The sequence below is a fragment of the Klebsiella sp. BIGb0149 genome (assembly GCF_004362605.1).
Lineage (GTDB): Bacteria > Pseudomonadota > Gammaproteobacteria > Enterobacterales > Enterobacteriaceae > Klebsiella > Klebsiella terrigena.
This window is the reverse complement of record NZ_SNYG01000002.1, coordinates 13,128-29,515: the sequence shown is the minus strand read 5'-3', so window position 1 is coordinate 29,515 and position 16,388 is coordinate 13,128. Positions and strand designations below refer to the sequence as shown.

Sequence of the window (16,388 nt, the reverse complement as noted above, 5' to 3'; positions counted from 1 at the left end):
TAGCGTTGCCGGTTAAACGTTGTCAGTTACACGATACCGGTTAAATAGAAGACGGCAATCACGAACAGGACCGCCAGGCTCTTAATCACGGTGATGGCGAAGATCCCGCCGTAGGCCTGGCGGTGGCTGAGTCCGGTGATGGCGAGCAGGGTAATGACCGCGCCGTTGTGCGGCAGCGTATCCATCCCGCCGCTGGCCATTGAGGCCACGCGGTGCAGCACCTCAAGCGGAATGTTAGCGGCGTGCGCGGCGGCGATAAAGGTATCCGACATCGCCGCCAGCGCGATGCTCATCCCCCCGGAGGCCGAACCGGTGATCCCGGCCAGCACCGTGACGCTGATCGCTTCGTTCAGCAGCGGATTGGGGATCGCGGTCAGCGCTTTTGACAGCACCAGAAACCCCGGCAGGGCGGCAATGACCGCGCCGAAGCCATATTCCGAAGCGGTATTCATGGCCGCAAGAATGGCCCCGCTCACCGCCGTCCGGCTGCCTTCGGCGAGGCGGCCGCGAATGTTGCGAAAGCCGAACAGCAGCACCACTAAAATGCCGGAAAGCAGGGCGGCTTCCACCGCCCAGATGGCGGTGATTTTGCCGGTTTCGGTGATGATAGGCTTCGCCAGGCCCGGCAGGCTCAGCTCGTGGGTCGGGCCGTACCACTGCGGGATCCAGCGGGTAAACAGCAGGTTCAGCACGCCCACCAGCAGCAGCGGCGCAATCGCAATCAGCGGATGGGGGAGGTTAATATTGTCAGGCGTTTCCGGCTCATTTTGCAGGTCCGTCCCGTAGCCTTCGCCGCGAGCCTGCGCCCTGCGGCGCTGGCGATCCAGCCACAGCAGGCCAAAGATAATAATAAACAGCGATCCAATCAGCCCGAGCCACGGCGCGGCCCAGGCGTTGGTGCCGAAAAAGCTGGTTGGAATAATGTTCTGAATCTGCGGCGTGCCGGGCAGGGCGTCCATGGTGAAGGAGAAGGCGCCCAGCGCGACGGTGGCCGGGATCAGCCGCTTGGGGATCCCGCTCTGGCGGAACAGCTCTGCGGCAAAGGGATAGACCGCAAAGGCCACCACAAACAGCGACACGCCGCCGTAGGTCAGCAGCGCGCAGACCAGCACGATGACCGGAATGGCGTGACGGCGGCCGAGCAGCCGGATCGCCGCGGCGACTATCGAGCGCGAAAAGCCCGAAAGCTCAATCAGCTTGCCGAACACCGCCCCCAGCAGAAACACCGGGAAGTAAAGCTTCACAAAACCGACCATTTTTTCCATAAACAGCCCGGTAAAGGTCGGGCCGACGGCGCTCGGATCGGTGAGCAGTACCGCACCAAGGGCGGCGATCGGGGCGAAGAGGATAACGCTATATCCTCGGTAGGCGGCCAGCATCAGTAGCGCCAGCGCGGCCAGGGCAATCAAAACACTCATCACGACTCCTCACTCTCATTGTTATTGTTGGGTACAGTACGAGAAGTTACGGTTTCAGGGCGTGGCGCAGCAGGTGCTCCCGGCGCGACTGAATACGGGCGTTGCGCGCCTCATCCCAGCGGTAAAAGCCTTGCCCGCTGCGGGCGCCGGTCTCGCCCCTGGCGACCTTTTCCGCCACCAGCTCCATCATCTGCGACCCGCTGGCGAGCTCCGGCAGCAGGTGCTGACAAATATCCTTGACCGTTGCCAGCCCGGTCATATCCGCGGCCTCAAGCGGGCCAACCATCGCGTAGCGGCGGCCGAGCGAGGAGCGCATCACCCGGTCCACCACCTCCGGCGAGGCGATCCCGCTTTGCACGATGTGCAGCGCCTCGCGCAGCAGGGCAAACTGCAGGCGGTTGCCGACGAAGCCCGGGGCGGCGCGGTTGAGCACCACCGCCTCCAGCCCGGTGGCGGATAAAAAGTCGCTCACCTGCAGCGGCAGCTCCGGGCGGGTGGCGCTGCCGGGAACCACCTCGACGAGCGGAATAAAATGCGGCGGGTGCCAGAAATGGGCGATCAGCAGGCGCTGCGGATGCTTCATCCCCTGCGCCAGCCGATCCGGCGGCAGGCCGCTGGTATTGCTGGCAATCACCGCATCGTCGGCGATCAGCGCCTCAAGCTGCGCGTACAGGGCGTGCTTAAGCGGCAGGCGCTCCGGAATCGCCTCAATCAGCAGGGTGCAATCCGCCACGTCGCTCAGCGCGGTGGTGCCGCAGAGGTTGCCCAGCGCCGCGGCGCGGTTGGCGTCGTCGAACTGCCCGGCATCCTGCAGTTCGTTAAGAATGGCGTTGGCGACGGCGGCAATTTCGGCGATCCGTGCAGGATCGGTGTCGTAGATCCGCACCCGATGGCCGTGGCGGGCAAAGTGGCAGGCAATGCCGACGCCCATCAGCCCGCTGCCGAGTACCGCGATGTTTGGTTCATTCATGATGCCTCCCGTTCACGTTCAATGGTCATGGCGATGCCCTGTCCGCCGCCGACGCAGAGGGTTGCCAGCCCTTTACTGACGCCGCGCCGCTGCATCTCATACAGCAGGGTCACCAGAATGCGGCAGCCGGAGGCGCCGATGGGGTGGCCGAGGGCGATGGCGCCGCCGTTGACGTTCACCTTCCGGCTGTCCCAGCCCAGCGCCTCGCCGACGGCCAGCGCCTGCACGGCGAAGGCTTCGTTGGCTTCAATTAAATCGACCTCATCCAGCGTCCATCCGGCGCGCGCCAGCGCCAGCCGACAGGCGCTAACCGGGCCTATTCCCATCACCGCCGGGTCAACGCCGGCGACGGCGGAGCTGACGATTTTGCCGAGCACCGGCAGCCCCAGCTCGCGGGCTTTATCGGCGCTCATCAGCAGCACCGCCGCCGCGCCGTCGTTTAGCGAAGAGGCGTTGCCGGCGGTGACGCTGCCGTCCTGCGGGCGAAAGGCCGGGCGCAGCTGCGCCAGCTGCTCTTCGCTGGTATCCGGGCGCGGCTGCTCGTCGCGCTCAATCCGCCGCGGCGCCTTTTTGCCCTGGCTGACGCTGACGGGGACAATTTCATCGCCAAAGCGGCCCGCTTCGATGGCCGCCGCCGCCTTTTGCTGCGAGCAGGCGGCGAAGGCGTCCTGGCGCTGGCGGGTAATGGCGAATTCGTCGGCGAGGTTTTCGGCGGTGATGCCCATGTGGTAGTCGTTGAAGGCGTCCCACAGGCCGTCCTGGATCATGCTGTCGAGCAGGGTGGTGTGGCCGAAGCGCAGCCCGGCGCGGGCGCCATCCACCAGATACGCCGCGTTGCTCATGCTTTCCTGGCCGCCGGCGATGACGATTTCCGCATCGCCGCAGCGGATGGCCTGGGCCGCCTGCTGAACGGCCTTCAGCCCGGAGCCGCAGACCAGGTTCACCGTCACCGCCGGGGTATCAACCGACAGCCCGGCCCGCAGCGCCGTCTGGCGCGCCGGGTTTTGTCCGCAGCCGGCGGTAAGCACCTGGCCGAAAATAAGCTCATCGACCGCATCCGCCGGGAGCTGGCTACGGGCCAGCAGGCCGCGCACGACCTCAACGCCGAGATCCACCGCGGAAAGCGTGGCGAAGGCGCCGCGAAAGCTGCCGACCGGCGTTCTGGCGGCGCTGACAATCACAACCTCTTGCATAGGGATCTCCTCAGTTGAAGCGCATTTCGCGCACGTCGTCAGGGACGATCAGGCGGCCGGCGGTTTTGCTGACAATCTCCGCGACGCTGACGCCCGGGGCGCATTCGCGCAGCACAAATGCCCCGTCGATAATCTCCAGCAGGGCGAGGTCGGTCAGCACCCGCTGAATGCAGCCGACGCCGGTGAGCGGCAGGGTGCACTGCGGCAGCAGCTTGGATTCGCCATCCTTTGAGGCGTGGGTCATCACCACGATGATGTTCTGCGCCCCGGCCACCAGGTCCATCGCTCCGCCCATGCCCTTGACCATTTTTCCGGGGATCATCCACGAGGCAATATTGCCCTGCACGTCCACTTCGAAGGCGCCGAGCACGGTCAGGTCGACGTGGCCGCCGCGGATCATGGCGAAGGACTGCGCGGAGTCAAAAATTGCCGCGCCGATGCGGGCGGTAACGGTCTGTTTACCGGCGTTAATCATGTCGGCGTCGAGCTGCTCTTCCAGCGGAAAGCCGCCCATGCCGAGCAGGCCATTTTCAGATTGCAGCATCACGTCGATGCCGTCGGGGATGTAGTTGGCGACCAGCGTCGGGATGCCGATACCGAGGTTGACGTAGTCGCCGTCGCGCAGCTCCCGGGCGATGCGCATCGCCATTTGTTCACGAGTCAGCATAGTCAGAGGTTCCCCGCGCGCAGCGTGCGCTGCTCAATACGTTTCTCAAAGTTACCGACGATCAGCCTGTCAACGTAGATGCCGGGAGTATGAATGGTGGCCGGCGGCAGCTCGCCTGGTGGGACAATCTCTTCCACTTCCACCACCGTAATGCGCCCGGCGGCGGCCATCAGCGGATTAAAGTTTTGCGCGGTATGGCGATAGATAACGTTGCCGTACCAGTCGGCCTTCCAGCCCTTAATCAGGGCAAAATCGCCGCTAATGGCCTCTTCGAGGATGTAGTGCTTGCCGGCAAACTGGCGCACCTCTTTGCCTTCGGCCACCGGCGTACCGTAGCCGGTGGCGGTATAAAACCCAGGAATCCCGGCCCCGCCGGCGCGAATTTTCTCCGCCAGCGAGCCCTGGGGGGTGAGTTCGACGTCGAGCTCGCCGCTCAGCGCCTGCTGGGCAAAGAGCGTGTTTTCGCCGACGTAGGAGGCCACCACCTTGCGCACCTGGCGGCTCTCCAGCAGCATGCCGAGGCCAAAGCCGTCGACGCCGCAGTTATTTGACACCACCGTCAGGCCCTTCACCCCGCGGCGCTGCACTTCGGCGATGAGGTTTTCCGGGATCCCGCAGAGGCCAAAGCCGCCCGCCAGTACCGTCATTCCGTCGGTTAATCCTTCCAGCGCCGCTTCGTAGCTGGCGACGCGCTTATCCAGTCCTGCCATGTTTCACCTCTGCTGGCTTGCGATAGGGTTATCATTGGGGGCGAAGACTGATTTGTTAATTTTGAATTTGTGACCCACTCATTTGGTTTTTTTATTAATTTATTGTTAACTAAATTTTTTCAATTAGTTAACAGGATAAAAAATGAGAATGAGTGTCAAACAGTTACGCGCGTTTTTAGCGGTAGCTCACACTCTGAATTTCGCCCACGCCAGCGAGAGGCTGAATCTTTCCCAGCCGGCGCTCAGTTTGACGATCAAGGGGCTGGAAGAGGTTTTAGGCGGCCCTCTGCTGCAGCGCAGCACCCGTAAAGTGACGCTGACGCAGGAGGGCGAGATTTTTCTACCGATGGCCCGCCAGCTGCTGGCGGACTGGGATAACGCCGAAGAGGCGATGCGCCAGAGCTTTACCCTGCAGCGGGGAAAAATCTCCATCGCCGCGATGCCCTCCTTTGCCGCGAACGTGCTGCCCGAGGTGCTGAAAGCCTTCCGCGACCGCTATGCGGCGATTAACGTCACGGTTCACGACGTCATCAACGAACAGGTGATTGAAATGGTTCGCGAAGGGCGGGTGGAGATGGGCATCGCCTTTGAGCCCGCGCCGACCAACAACCTGCTTTTTACGCCCCTCGCGCTAGACCGCTTCGTGGCGATTGTGCCGAAAGAGTCCCCCTTAGCCGGCAAAAGCCACCTTTCGTGGCGCGAGCTGCTGACGCTGGATTTTATTACCCTCCAGCGGCCGTCAGCGGTGCGTCTGATGCTCGAGGAGGAGCTGGCGCGCAGCGGGCGTAAGCTCGACGTGGCGCTGGAGAGCCACCAGCTGGTCACGGTGGGGCGGATGGTCGCCAGCGGCCTCGGCGGCAGCGCGGTGCCGGCGCTGTGCCGCTCGCAGATGGCGGCGCTGGGGGCGGTGTGCCTGCCGCTGGATAACCCGCCGATTGAAAAATGCATCGGGGTGATCCACGCCGGACATATGCAGCTCTCAAAAGCGGCGCAGGCGCTGCTGGACACGCTGAAGGGTTTTCTGCCCGCCTGGCCGCCGGGACGGTATTTGCCGTAATGCTGAAGCAGGCCCGCAGCGCCGGCCCGGGGAATTAATTTCCCCGGGCAAGGGATAAAGAGTGTGATTTTTCCCCTATTTTTTGTGATTCAAATCACCATTAATAAATATAGTGACATTTATCAATTGCTTACAGAGTTGACTTTTTGGGTTTTGGAGAATAAATTTCTCCACCTTGCCCTCGTTTGGGGGAAAATAGGTAAGATTTTCTTCGGGCGCTAATATATATTTTAAGAGTGGTTGATTTATAAATATCTCTGTGTTGATAGCAGCGCAGCTGGCTATTTTTTTAGCTCTCCGCGGCGTTTCGGCTGCTGTTTTATTAGCCGGCGCTGATGCTATTGGCGAGATAAATGTTCAATGCCTAATGTCGAATAATAGTTTGAGTATATCCTATGAAAAATAAATTTAAAGATATTGCGACTCTGGTTGTCCATGCCGGGAATCAAATTGATCCGGCGAATAATGCCATATTTACCCCGATTGTTACCGCCAGCTCCTTTATACAGCCGAATCTCAATGAAGGCGGCGATTTTTGCTACTCGAGGGTGTCGAACCCGACCCGTAAGGCTTATGAGTCGGCGCTTGCCGAGCTTGAGGGCGGGATTTATGCCACCGCTACCGCCTCGGGCATGGCCGCCACGAATATCGTTATGGAGCTGTTGCCGAAAGACTCTCATATTATTGCCATGCAGGGTGTATATGGCGGCACCTGGCGCCTGTTCGATAAGCTAAAGGGCAATACAACCGGCGCCACCGTTTCCTATATTGATCTTAATGATGAAGAAAGCCTGATTGCCAGCATTCAGGAAAATACGAATTTAATCTGGATTGAAACGCCGACTAATCCGCTGCTGGAGCTGGTGGATATTAATAAAGTGTGCCGTATTGCGAAAGCGCGCGGTATTTTGACCTGCGTCGATAATACCTTCGCCAGCGCCTGGAACCATCAGCCGCTGGCAATGGGGGCGGATCTGGTGATGCTCTCCACCAGTAAATATATCGGCGGCCACTCCGATTTAATTGGCGGGGCGGTGATTGCCCGGAGCGAACCGCTCGCCGCCCGGCTTGATTTTATCAAAACCACCGTTGGCGCTATCGCATCGCCTTTCGATGCCTACCTCGCGCTGCGCGGGATGAAAACGCTGGATGTGCGCATGCAGCGCCAGTGCAGCAACGCCCAGCGTGTTGCCGAGTACCTTGAAAATCATCCGGCGGTTGCCCGCGTCTATTATCCCGGCCTGCCTTCGCATCCGCAGCACGCGCTGTGCAAAAAGCAGATGCGCTCGGGGGGAGCGGTGGTTACCGCTACCCTAAAAGGCGACCTGCAGGGCCTGAAACGCTTTATCTCCGGCCTGCGCTATTTCGTGCTTGCCGAATCGCTGGGCGGCGTGGAGAGCATGATCAATCATTCGGCATCGATGTCGCATGCCGCGATGTCAAAAGAGGAGCGGGAAGCGATAGGCGTCTACGACACCACGCTTCGGTTCTCCGTCGGGATCGAGAACGTTGAGGATCTGCTAGCCGACCTCGATGCGGCTTTTGCCGCCGGCGCCCGCACACAGGATGGCGATCATGCATGACTATGGCATCTGGACAATTATCACCCCGATGGTCACCATTATTTTGGCGATCCTCACCCGGCAGGTGATCCTCTCCCTGCTGACCGGCATTTTTGTCGGGTATGCGGTAATTCATCAAAGCCTGATCCAGGGCGTTGGCGGTACCCTCAACGGCATCATTGAGACCTTTGCCTCCGCGGGCAACGCGCGAACGATTATCTTTATGGTGATGATCGGCGGCATTATGCGGCTCATCGTGGTAACCGGCGGCGTGCGCAAGCTGGTCCAGTTTCTCTCTGAGAAAAACGACTTTGTCACCAATAAGAAGTCGGTTCAGCTGCTGGCGATGCTGGTCACCTCGCTTATCTTTATCGAGAGCTCGATTAATCAGCTGATTGCCGGGGCGTCGACAAAAAATCTCGCCCGGCGCTATAAGGTCTCGCCGGAAAAGATGTCCTACATCATTCAAACCTCCTGCGTATCGGTCTGCTCATCGGTGATGATCAACGGCTGGGGGGCGGCGATGATGGGGATTATCGGCGTACAGATTGCGCAGGGCTATTTGACCGGCGAGCCCTTTGAAGTGCTGGCCAGCTCAATGGTCTGGAATATCATGGCCTGGTTTTCGCTGGCGTCCGTCATCTTCTATATCCTGTCCGGCTGCACCTGGGGGCCGATGAAAAAGGCGGAAGTTCGCTTTGAGTCCTGCCTGATGGAGCAAGAGCAGGAGGAGAGCGAAGCGGAGCAGGACCCGGTGATTGACCATCCGGCATCCAACTCGCTACTCAACTTCTTTATCCCTATTCTTTCAACCGTGCTGATGGTTCCGGTGGTGCTCTATATTACCGGCGATGGGCAGTTCTCCAGGGGCAGCGGCTCCATGTCGGTCTACTCCGGGGTGATGTTCGGTACCGTGGTCTCTTTTGCCTGGTTCAGACTACGCGGCATTTTAAACGTCGAGAATTTCTTTAAAGAGCTCTATATCGGCTACGCCAGCATGGTGAAAATTAGCTCAATTATGATCCTCGCCTTTTTGATGGGCCATATTTCGGCAGAGCTCAACACCGGGCAGTATATTGCCTCCATTACCTCGGGCGTTATTCCCTCCGGATTTTCGATTGGCTTTATCTTTTTGATTGCGGCGGTCATGTCTTTAGCCACCGGGACCTCGTGGGGAACGTTCGCCATTATGATCCCAATCGGCGTGCAGCTGGGCGTTTCACTCGGTATTGACCCTCACTTTATGATCGGCGCGGCTATTTCCGGTTCAATCTTTGGCGACATGACTTCGCCTATCTCCAGCGACGCCATCGTGGCTTCAATGGCCACCAACTGCGATCACATTGAGCATATTCGCACGCAGATGCCCTATGCGCTGGTTACCGGGTTCCTCGCGCTCATTGTCTATTTAATCGTCGGGTTTTCTATTTAACGCTCAATACTCATACAAGGATTTATCATGACTAAGGTTATCGCTACGCCGCAGGCTCCGGAAGCTATTGGCCCCTATATTCAGGGCGCCCGGGCAGGCGGTTTTATTTTTACCTCGGGTCAGCTGCCGATTCATCCGGCGACCGGCGAGATCGCCGAATGTGCCGCCGGGCAGGCCCGGCAAAGCCTGGAGAACATTAAGGCTATTATTGAAGCCGGCGGGTTAGCCCTCGAACATATTTGTAAGGTTAATATTTTCGTCAAGGACCTGAATGAGTTTGCGGCAATTAATCAGGCCTACGCCGGGTTTTTTGACCAGCACTCGGTGCCGTATCCGGCGCGCTCCTGCGTGGAGGTTGCGCGCCTGCCTAAAGACGTCAAAGTTGAAATTGAAGCGGTAGCCTGGCAGGGCTAACGCCGCCTCAGCGTTATCACAGCGGTGGCCGCGTCGCGCCACCGTTTTTATTCCTTCTTATTGAGAGCAAACGTAATGCTGATAAAAAACTATCTGCAGGCGCTGCCGCGCGTTGAGCTGGTGGGGGCGGTGACGCCGATCCAGCACCTCAAACGGCTGTCGGAGTATCTGCAGCGCGATATCTATATTAAGCGAGACGATCTTTCTAATCTTGGTATGGGGGGCAATAAGCTCAGAAAGCTCGAGTTTCTCGTCGCAGATGCGCTTCAACAAGGCTGCGATACGCTGGTGACGGCGGGTGCCATTCAGTCGAATCACGTGCGCCAGACCGCGGCCGCAGCCGCGCATCTGGGCCTGAAATGTGCGGCGCTGCTGGAAAATCCGATCGCCACGGAGGCGCCAAACTATCTCGCTAACGGCAACCATTTACTCTCCTCGATGATGGGCTGTCGTCTGGAAAGCGTCGAGGCGCTTAGCGATCCTGATGCGCAGCTGCAGGCGTTTAGCGAGAGGCTCGCTCGCGGCGGGGCGAAGCCGTACGTCATTCCCGTTGGCGGCTCCAACGCGCTGGGGTCGCTGGGCTACGTTGACTGTGCGCTGGAAATAGCGGAGCAGTGCGCGCGGATGGATCTCCATATCGACTCGCTGGTGGTACCTTCGGGGAGCGCGGGAACCCATGCCGGACTGGCGGTCGGTTTTGCCCACTGCCGGCCGGATATAGCGGTGGTTGGGGTGACCGTTTCACGCCTTGCCGGCGACCAGCTGCCTAAGGTGGCAAAGCTGCAGAACGAACTCTCGGCGCGGCTCAACGTGACGACATCTTCGCCGATAACGCTGTGGGATGACTACTTTGCGCCGCGCTACGGCACGCCGAATCGCGAGGGGATGCGGGCGGTTGAGCTGCTGGCGAGCCTGGAAGGCATCATGCTGGATCCGGTTTATACCGGCAAGGCGATGGCGGGGCTGATTGACGGCGTGCAAACATCGCGATTCAGCGGCAGCGGTCCGCTGATGTTTATCCATACCGGCGGCGCCCCGGCGCTGTTCGCCTATTGTCCGCAGGTTTAAGCCTCACGCTTTGCCGCGATGCCCCGGCTGCGCTGAGCGGGGCGATGATATTGTCAGCGCTCTCCCCGGCGCGGGCGCGTGCGCCGCAGCCGGGGACGTCGCTAATAGCGCTTGTGCGCCATAATGGTAATAATTTGCCGATCGGTATGCTGCATGGCCTGCGCGGCGAGGGCGCATAAATTACGGATCGAATTTTCCACATCGCGCTCGACGATGCCGTCGCTGGCGGAAACGACGGAGTTATCCAGCGCCAGCAGGGTGGCTTTCCATGCGCAAGAGACGCTGGTCGAGACCTTCATTGAGCAGCTGCTGGAGGCGCCGTCGCAAATCATGCCGCTGATATCGCCAATCATATTGTTGACCGCCATGGTGATATTGTCGTAACTCCCCTCCATCAGCCAGATAATCCCCGCCGCGGCGCCCATTGCGGCGGTGGTGGTGGCGCAGAGCGCGGAGAGGCGCGGAAGCTTGCTGTGGATGTAGATAGCCACGAGATGCGACAGCGCCAGCGCGCGGGCGAGCTGCTGCCGGCTGGCGCCGAGCCGTTCAGCGGCAACCACTACCGGCAGGGTGGCGGTAATGCCCCGATTACCGGAACCGGAGTTGGTCATTGCCGGGAGCGTAGCGCCGCCCATTCTGGCATCCGAGGCGGCGCTGGTACGATAGAGGATCTCGTTAAAAATATCGTCTGCGGCCAGCCCCTTATCGACCTGACGCTTAAGGGTCGGCCCAATATGCAGACCCCACTCCTTCGCCAGACCTCGCTTCGATAGCGCGTTGTTCATCTGCGCGGCGGCTAAAATAAAGTCGATCTCTTCGCAGGGAACGTCGCGAATAAAATCGTAGAGCTGGCGCAGCGAGCTGCCGGCAACCTGGGCCAGCGGCTGCGGCCGATCGCCGCCGGCGGGCTCCGCCTTTTTGACAAACACGGGCTGCCCCATTTTTTCAATCGCCACCACGTTGGTATGGTCACCGATGATGGTGACCGTCGCGTGCTGGTCGCCGGCATAAACCCTGGCGCGAACGTAGAGCGCCTCCTCGCAGGGCTCCTGCAGGACAATGCGCACGGCGCCGACGGCGAGCAGGGCTTTAGCCGCCGCGATCTGCCGCTGGCTGGCACTCTTCAGCACTTCAAGATTCGCCTGCGGGTCGCCGGCGATAGCGCCGAGGGCGGCGGCAATAGGCAGGCCGAGCATATCCGTGCCCGGCACGGTAACCCCCATTCCATTTTTCATTAAATTGGGCGACACCGACGCTTCGATGCGCACGATGGCCCCCGATAGCTGCCGTGCGGCAACGGCGCAGGCGAGGGCGACGGAGACGGGTTCGGTGCAGCCTAATGCCGGCTTAACCTCCTGCCTGAGGACGGTGATGAAGGCGTTCCATTCTACGCGGGTTTCCCGGTGTGGCATGACTGAGCCTCTGTTGGGTACAGGAAAAAGTCCATCGAGAGAGTGAACGAAGCGGAACCTTAACTCTCCCGGTCCTGGGCGCCGCAGCCGTCAAACCGGCACTGACAGTACGGCTGGCGCTTCAGGAGGAATGTTAGCGCAGCAGACAGAGAAATAGGTTGCATGTTCGCTATGTAAAAACCGGCTTTGAGAGAAAAAAATACTGCTATATGCGGGGCGGGTAGATGGTTTTACTTCTCAGCGAGGGAGGGACATAAAAAAACCGGCCTTGTCGGCCGGTTCAGAAATCAGATTTTGCAGGCGTCGCCGCAATCATCATCGGCAACGATCGCCTCGGCTTTCTTATCCGCGTCTTCAAGGCGTTCAGCGTTACGCTCCTGCGCCTCTTCCAGACCGCTAAAAACCAGGTTGTCGAGATCAATTTCCATGAGTTACCCACTTTAGTTCAGTTTTGACCGTGGCCAGATTATAGGGCAAAACGGGCGAGGGGGCACCCCGTGCCGTCGTTGACAGCACGTAGCGGTAACCCGCGCCCGTTTCCCCCAGCAGGCGATGAATAATGAAGCCGACTGCTAATAATGAGAGTTGACAGGCTGGCTTAATTTAATTTTGGTTTTTACAGAATGATTACCTGGCTATTTATTAAATGAAAGGGCAACGAACGGGTAACTAAGCGTTGACTTGAATGATTTATGATATTATTTCCGCGATTATGGTTGATTCTATGGATCTTGATCGATGGCTATAACAGCAGCAGTCGCCATCAAAGAATGGCGAAAAAATAATAAACTCATTTGTAATGTTAAACTCAAATATAAGAAGGTGTTACGTCGATGCAGAGAAATACCTCTGGCAGGGGGCAAATATAGGGAATACCGGGCGCTGTGTGATAAATACGTTTGCGCCAGATTAACCGGCGCCACGGAGGGGCTGGTCAGCTTTCAGGATAAACCCTTCAAAGCCTATTTAAATAAAAAGTTGTCAAAGAGAACCAAACTCGATATCGCCTACGGCTCATTGATTTTTATGGAAAAAACGTTTTCCGCAGCGATCATGCCGCAGCTGTATAACGTGAAAGAGTTTGGCCTGACGGTAGCTAGCGTTCCGCTGAAAAATGGTTCCAGCATTGACGTTAAGCTGCTGGCATCGCCTTTTCAGGAAGAAGGGGAGCTGATGCTGTTAATGCTTCTCGATAATAGACGCATCTACAGTCTCTGTTTTTCCTGTACCGCTGACGGCCGCGCTTATATTGGCGGCATTCAGGGGGGGAAAGACGTGACCGGTGATGAAATTAAAGTCTTGACTAAGGAGCTTCACGGTATCCGACCTAAAAATTTAATTATCACGCTGCTGTACGGTTTTTTACAGCACTGTAATATTAAAGAGATCTATGCGGTTGACGGCAATTTCCACGTTAAAAGCGACAAAGTAATGACTAATTACGCTGCGCTATGGCTGGAAGTGGGTGGTGAGCAGCATCGTCGGGGTTGGTATAAGCTGCCGTCGCAGGAAATAAAGAAAAGCCTTGAAGAGGTCAAAAGCAAGCATCGCAGCCAGTTTATCAAGCGTGAAAGTTTGAAGGAGCTGGCGCAGCACGAGCTTGCAGCCTCAATGCAGCAGCTTGGCGGGCTTCTTCGCGCCGGTTAATCTGCTGCGGCGGGTTTGCCGGTCAACAGGGGGCTGTTGGCCGGCAACCTCCCGCAATCCTCCCGCACCTTCCGGCAACCTCCTGCCATCTTCCTGACTATCCCGTATACCCCTTGCTTTCCGTTATCTCCCCTCTCGTCGTGGTGCTTAAAACCGCTTCGTCTATCAACTTCCTTTTATAAATTAAAAAATTTTAAACATAAAATGCTGGATAGTTTTACATAAAATTTACAAACTCATATACTTTCTTACGTTCTTCGCTCCGCTCAGGAGCGTCCAACCAGTATGTTATGTGGTCTGTGCCTTAATCATGTCAATAAAGCACTGTTTAAAATAAATACATTGGTTATAACGACTAACGTCGTATGGGATGAAATATGGACGAACAACGAGGTAGCGGCGGAGGGATATTCTTCACCGCCTGGCGCCTGCTATTTGTGTTATTGAGTTTTTGCATTGGGCTGTTCTTAACTATCTGGGGCGGAAAGCTCCTCTCTCTTGGCGGCAGCGCCTGGTATCTGCTGGCGGGCCTGGCCTACATGGTTATCGCCGTCGGCTACCTTATCCGCAGTAAATACGTTCTCCCTTTTGCAATTATTACCTTCTTTTTGACCCTGGTCTGGGCGCTGTACGAAGTCCAGCTTAGCTACTGGGGCCTGATCCCTCGCCTGGTGGTTCCCGCTCTGCTGCTGATGTTGGGCCTGTGGCTGGCCGCGACCCTGCCGCTCAAACGCGCGCAGATCCGCTACGCGAACCGCAGCGCCGCGGTGATTTTCATCGTCCTGCTGGCGACGCTGGTATCGGCATTCTATCCGCACGGCGGCATCCATAACGGGGTCGTCAAAGCGGCGACCGACGGCAGGCCGAGCGAGGCCGCGAAAAGCGATAACTGGGCGTTCTTCGGCCGTGACGCTTCCGGCACCCGCTTCGCACCTTATGACCAAATCACCCCGCAAAACGTCAAAAACCTCAAGGTGGCCTGGACCTATCACACCGGCCGTCGGCTGACCGGCGCGGGGATCGGGGTTGATGAAAATACCCCGCTGCAGATTGGCGATACCCTCTATTCCTGCACGCCGCTCAACGTGGTGACCGCCCTCGATGCCGACACCGGTAAAGCGCGCTGGCGCTTTGACCCGCACGCGCAGACCGCAGAGCACGTTACCTGCCGCGGCGTGGGCTATTACGATGCGCAGAGCGACGCCTCGCTCAGCGCCGAAGAGAAGGCCAGCCCGTCGCTGCAGCAGTGCCCGCAGCGGATTCTGGTCTCCACCGTTGACGCCCGCCTGCTGGCGCTGAATGCGAAAACCGGCGAACTGTGCGAAGACTTCGGCACTCACGGCAGCGTCGATCTGAAGCAGGGGATGGATAACACCGAAAACAGCAAGCGCTATCACCCAACCTCAACGCCGGTGATTATGGGGCACATCGCGGTGCTCGGCGGCTGGGTTCGCGATATCGTGCACGGCGAGCCCTCCGGCGTGGTCCGCGCCTTTGACGTGCTCAGCGGTAAGGTGGTGTGGGCCTGGGACGTTGGCCATCCGGAAAACGTGACCGATCCGCAAAAAGGCCGCGTCTACACTCTCGAAACCCCGAACGTCTGGACGGTGCCGGGCTTTGATAAAGAGCTGAACCTGGTGTATCTGCCGACCGGCAACGGTCCGCCGGATTACTGGGGCGGCGATCGTAACGAGGCCAAAGAGAAGTACGGCTCCTCGGTGGTGGCGGTCGATGCCAGTACCGGCGAAACGAAGTGGGTCTTCCAGACCGTGCACCACGATATCTGGGATTATGACCTGCCGTCCCAGCCGGTGCTGTTCCACATGAAGAACGACCAGGGCGAAGAGGTCCCGGTACTGATTCAGACCACCAAAACCGGCCAAATCTACGTCCTTGACCGCCGTACCGGCAAACCGGTGACCCGCGTCGAGGAGCGGCCGGTGGCGCAAGAAGGGGCGGAAGGCGAGCGTCTCTCCGCGACCCAGCCGTTCTCTACCGGCATGCCGCAGCTCGGCGTTGAGCCGTTAACCGAGAAATCAATGTGGGGCGTGACGCCGTTTGATCAGCTGATTTGCCGCATTGACTTCAAAGAGTCCACCTATCTTGGAATGTATACGCCGCCGTCAGAGAAGCCGTATATCGAATGGCCGAGCCTGCTGGGCGGCATGAACTGGGGCGGCATCACCATCGATGAACGCACCGGGACGCTGTTTGTTAACGACATGCGTATGCCGCTGAGAATGTCGCTGGTGCGTCAGGAAGATATGGCGAAATATAAGGTCTCCACCGACGAAGTCCCGGGCTTTATGGGCACCGTCCGTCCGCAGATCGCCGGGCCGTACGGTGGCGTGCGGATCGATATTCTGCAGTCCGCGCTGGGCGTACCCTGCAACACGCCGCCGTTCGGCACCATGAGCGCCGTTGACCTCAATAGCCGTCAGCTGCTGTGGCAGGTCCCGATGGGCTCGGTCGAGGATACCGGTCCGCTGGGTCTGAAAACCCATCTGCATATTCCTCTGGGAATGCCGACCCTGGGCGGGCCAACCTCGACGGCTTCCGGGCTGATCTTCTTTGCCGGTACCCAGGATAACTATCTGCGGGCGCTGGATTCGGCGACCGGGAAAGAGCTGTGGCGCGCGCGTCTGCCGGTAGGCGCAGTGGCCGCGCCGCTGATTTACAAATCGCCGAAAACGGGCAAAGAGTACGTGGTGATCTCCGCCGGCGGCGCCAGCCACTCGCCGGACGTCGGCGACGATATCATCGCCTACGCCCTTGAAGAGTAGCGCCCGCGGGCTATTCACGCCTAACGAGGATTAGCTCACCTCCGGTGAACAAAAC

Annotated in this window: 14 protein-coding genes; 7 read left to right on the top strand and 7 right to left on the bottom strand. The window is 58.8% G+C overall.

Going from position 1 to position 16,388, the window contains the following annotated elements; genetic code table 11:
• Positions 1–26 precede the first annotated feature (26 nt).
• Genes EDF75_RS06850 through EDF75_RS06830 form a run of 5 tightly spaced genes read right to left on the bottom strand, consistent with a single transcriptional unit; the run spans position 27 to position 4,958 of the window.
• Positions 27–1,421 (bottom strand): GntP family permease, encoded by a 1,395-nt coding sequence (locus tag EDF75_RS06850; RefSeq protein ID WP_208113309.1) that lies wholly within the window; start codon positions 1,419–1,421, stop codon positions 27–29.
• A gap of 43 nt (positions 1,422–1,464) precedes the next feature.
• Complete coding sequence (locus EDF75_RS06845) at positions 1,465–2,388, bottom strand: 3-hydroxyacyl-CoA dehydrogenase family protein (RefSeq protein WP_133598082.1); 924 nt, start codon at positions 2,386–2,388, stop codon at positions 1,465–1,467.
• Positions 2,385–3,581, bottom strand: a complete 1,197-nt coding sequence (locus tag EDF75_RS06840; protein ID WP_133598080.1) for an acetyl-CoA C-acetyltransferase — start codon at positions 3,579–3,581, stop codon at positions 2,385–2,387. The genes EDF75_RS06845 and EDF75_RS06840 overlap by 4 nt, the downstream gene beginning before the upstream one ends.
• 10 nt (positions 3,582–3,591) lie before the next feature.
• A complete protein-coding gene (locus EDF75_RS06835) occupies positions 3,592–4,248 on the bottom strand; it encodes a CoA transferase subunit B (protein WP_133598078.1) in 657 nt (218 codons plus the stop codon).
• A gap of 2 nt (positions 4,249–4,250) precedes the next feature.
• Positions 4,251–4,958 (bottom strand): CoA transferase subunit A, encoded by a 708-nt coding sequence (locus EDF75_RS06830; protein ID WP_133598076.1) that lies wholly within the window; start codon positions 4,956–4,958, stop codon positions 4,251–4,253.
• A gap of 142 nt (positions 4,959–5,100) precedes the next feature.
• On the opposite strand from EDF75_RS06830, the gene EDF75_RS06825 reads away from it, so the two are divergent.
• The 5 genes from EDF75_RS06825 (at position 5,101) to EDF75_RS06805 (ending at position 10,491) form a co-directional block, all read left to right on the top strand.
• Entirely contained in the window at positions 5,101–6,015 is a 915-nt protein-coding gene (locus tag EDF75_RS06825) for a LysR family transcriptional regulator (RefSeq protein WP_166646146.1), read from the top strand.
• A 395-nt stretch (positions 6,016–6,410) separates the two neighbouring features.
• Positions 6,411–7,598 carry a trans-sulfuration enzyme family protein gene (locus tag EDF75_RS06820; protein ID WP_133598072.1) on the top strand — a complete coding sequence of 396 codons (1,188 nt, stop codon included), beginning with the start codon at positions 6,411–6,413 and terminating at the stop codon, positions 7,596–7,598.
• Positions 7,591–9,009, top strand: coding sequence for a Na+/H+ antiporter NhaC family protein (locus tag EDF75_RS06815; protein WP_133598070.1), 1,419 nt, complete (start codon positions 7,591–7,593; stop codon positions 9,007–9,009). The genes EDF75_RS06820 and EDF75_RS06815 overlap by 8 nt, the downstream gene beginning before the upstream one ends.
• A gap of 27 nt (positions 9,010–9,036) precedes the next feature.
• Positions 9,037–9,423, top strand: coding sequence for a RidA family protein (locus EDF75_RS06810; protein ID WP_133598068.1), 387 nt, complete (start codon positions 9,037–9,039; stop codon positions 9,421–9,423).
• A gap of 75 nt (positions 9,424–9,498) precedes the next feature.
• On the top strand, positions 9,499–10,491 hold the full coding sequence (locus EDF75_RS06805) for a D-cysteine desulfhydrase (protein ID WP_133598066.1): 993 nt from the start codon (positions 9,499–9,501) through the stop codon (positions 10,489–10,491).
• Between the two features lie 101 nt (positions 10,492–10,592).
• Here EDF75_RS06805 and EDF75_RS06800 read toward each other — a convergent pair whose 3' ends face one another.
• Positions 10,593–11,903 carry an L-cysteine desulfidase family protein gene (locus EDF75_RS06800; RefSeq protein WP_133598064.1) on the bottom strand — a complete coding sequence of 437 codons (1,311 nt, stop codon included), beginning with the start codon at positions 11,901–11,903 and terminating at the stop codon, positions 10,593–10,595.
• Positions 11,904–12,190: 287 nt separating this feature from the next.
• A complete protein-coding gene (locus EDF75_RS06795; RefSeq protein WP_004862935.1) occupies positions 12,191–12,331 on the bottom strand; it encodes a hypothetical protein in 141 nt (46 codons plus the stop codon).
• 310 nt (positions 12,332–12,641) lie between these two features.
• On the opposite strand from EDF75_RS06795, the gene EDF75_RS06790 reads away from it, so the two are divergent.
• Both EDF75_RS06790 and EDF75_RS06785 read left to right on the top strand, forming a co-directional pair.
• Positions 12,642–13,550 carry a DUF535 family protein gene (locus EDF75_RS06790; RefSeq protein WP_133598062.1) on the top strand — a complete coding sequence of 303 codons (909 nt, stop codon included), beginning with the start codon at positions 12,642–12,644 and terminating at the stop codon, positions 13,548–13,550.
• Positions 13,551–13,927: 377 nt separating this feature from the next.
• Positions 13,928–16,333 (top strand): membrane-bound PQQ-dependent dehydrogenase, glucose/quinate/shikimate family, encoded by a 2,406-nt coding sequence (locus EDF75_RS06785; RefSeq protein ID WP_166646145.1) that lies wholly within the window; start codon positions 13,928–13,930, stop codon positions 16,331–16,333.
• Positions 16,334–16,388 lie beyond the last annotated feature (55 nt).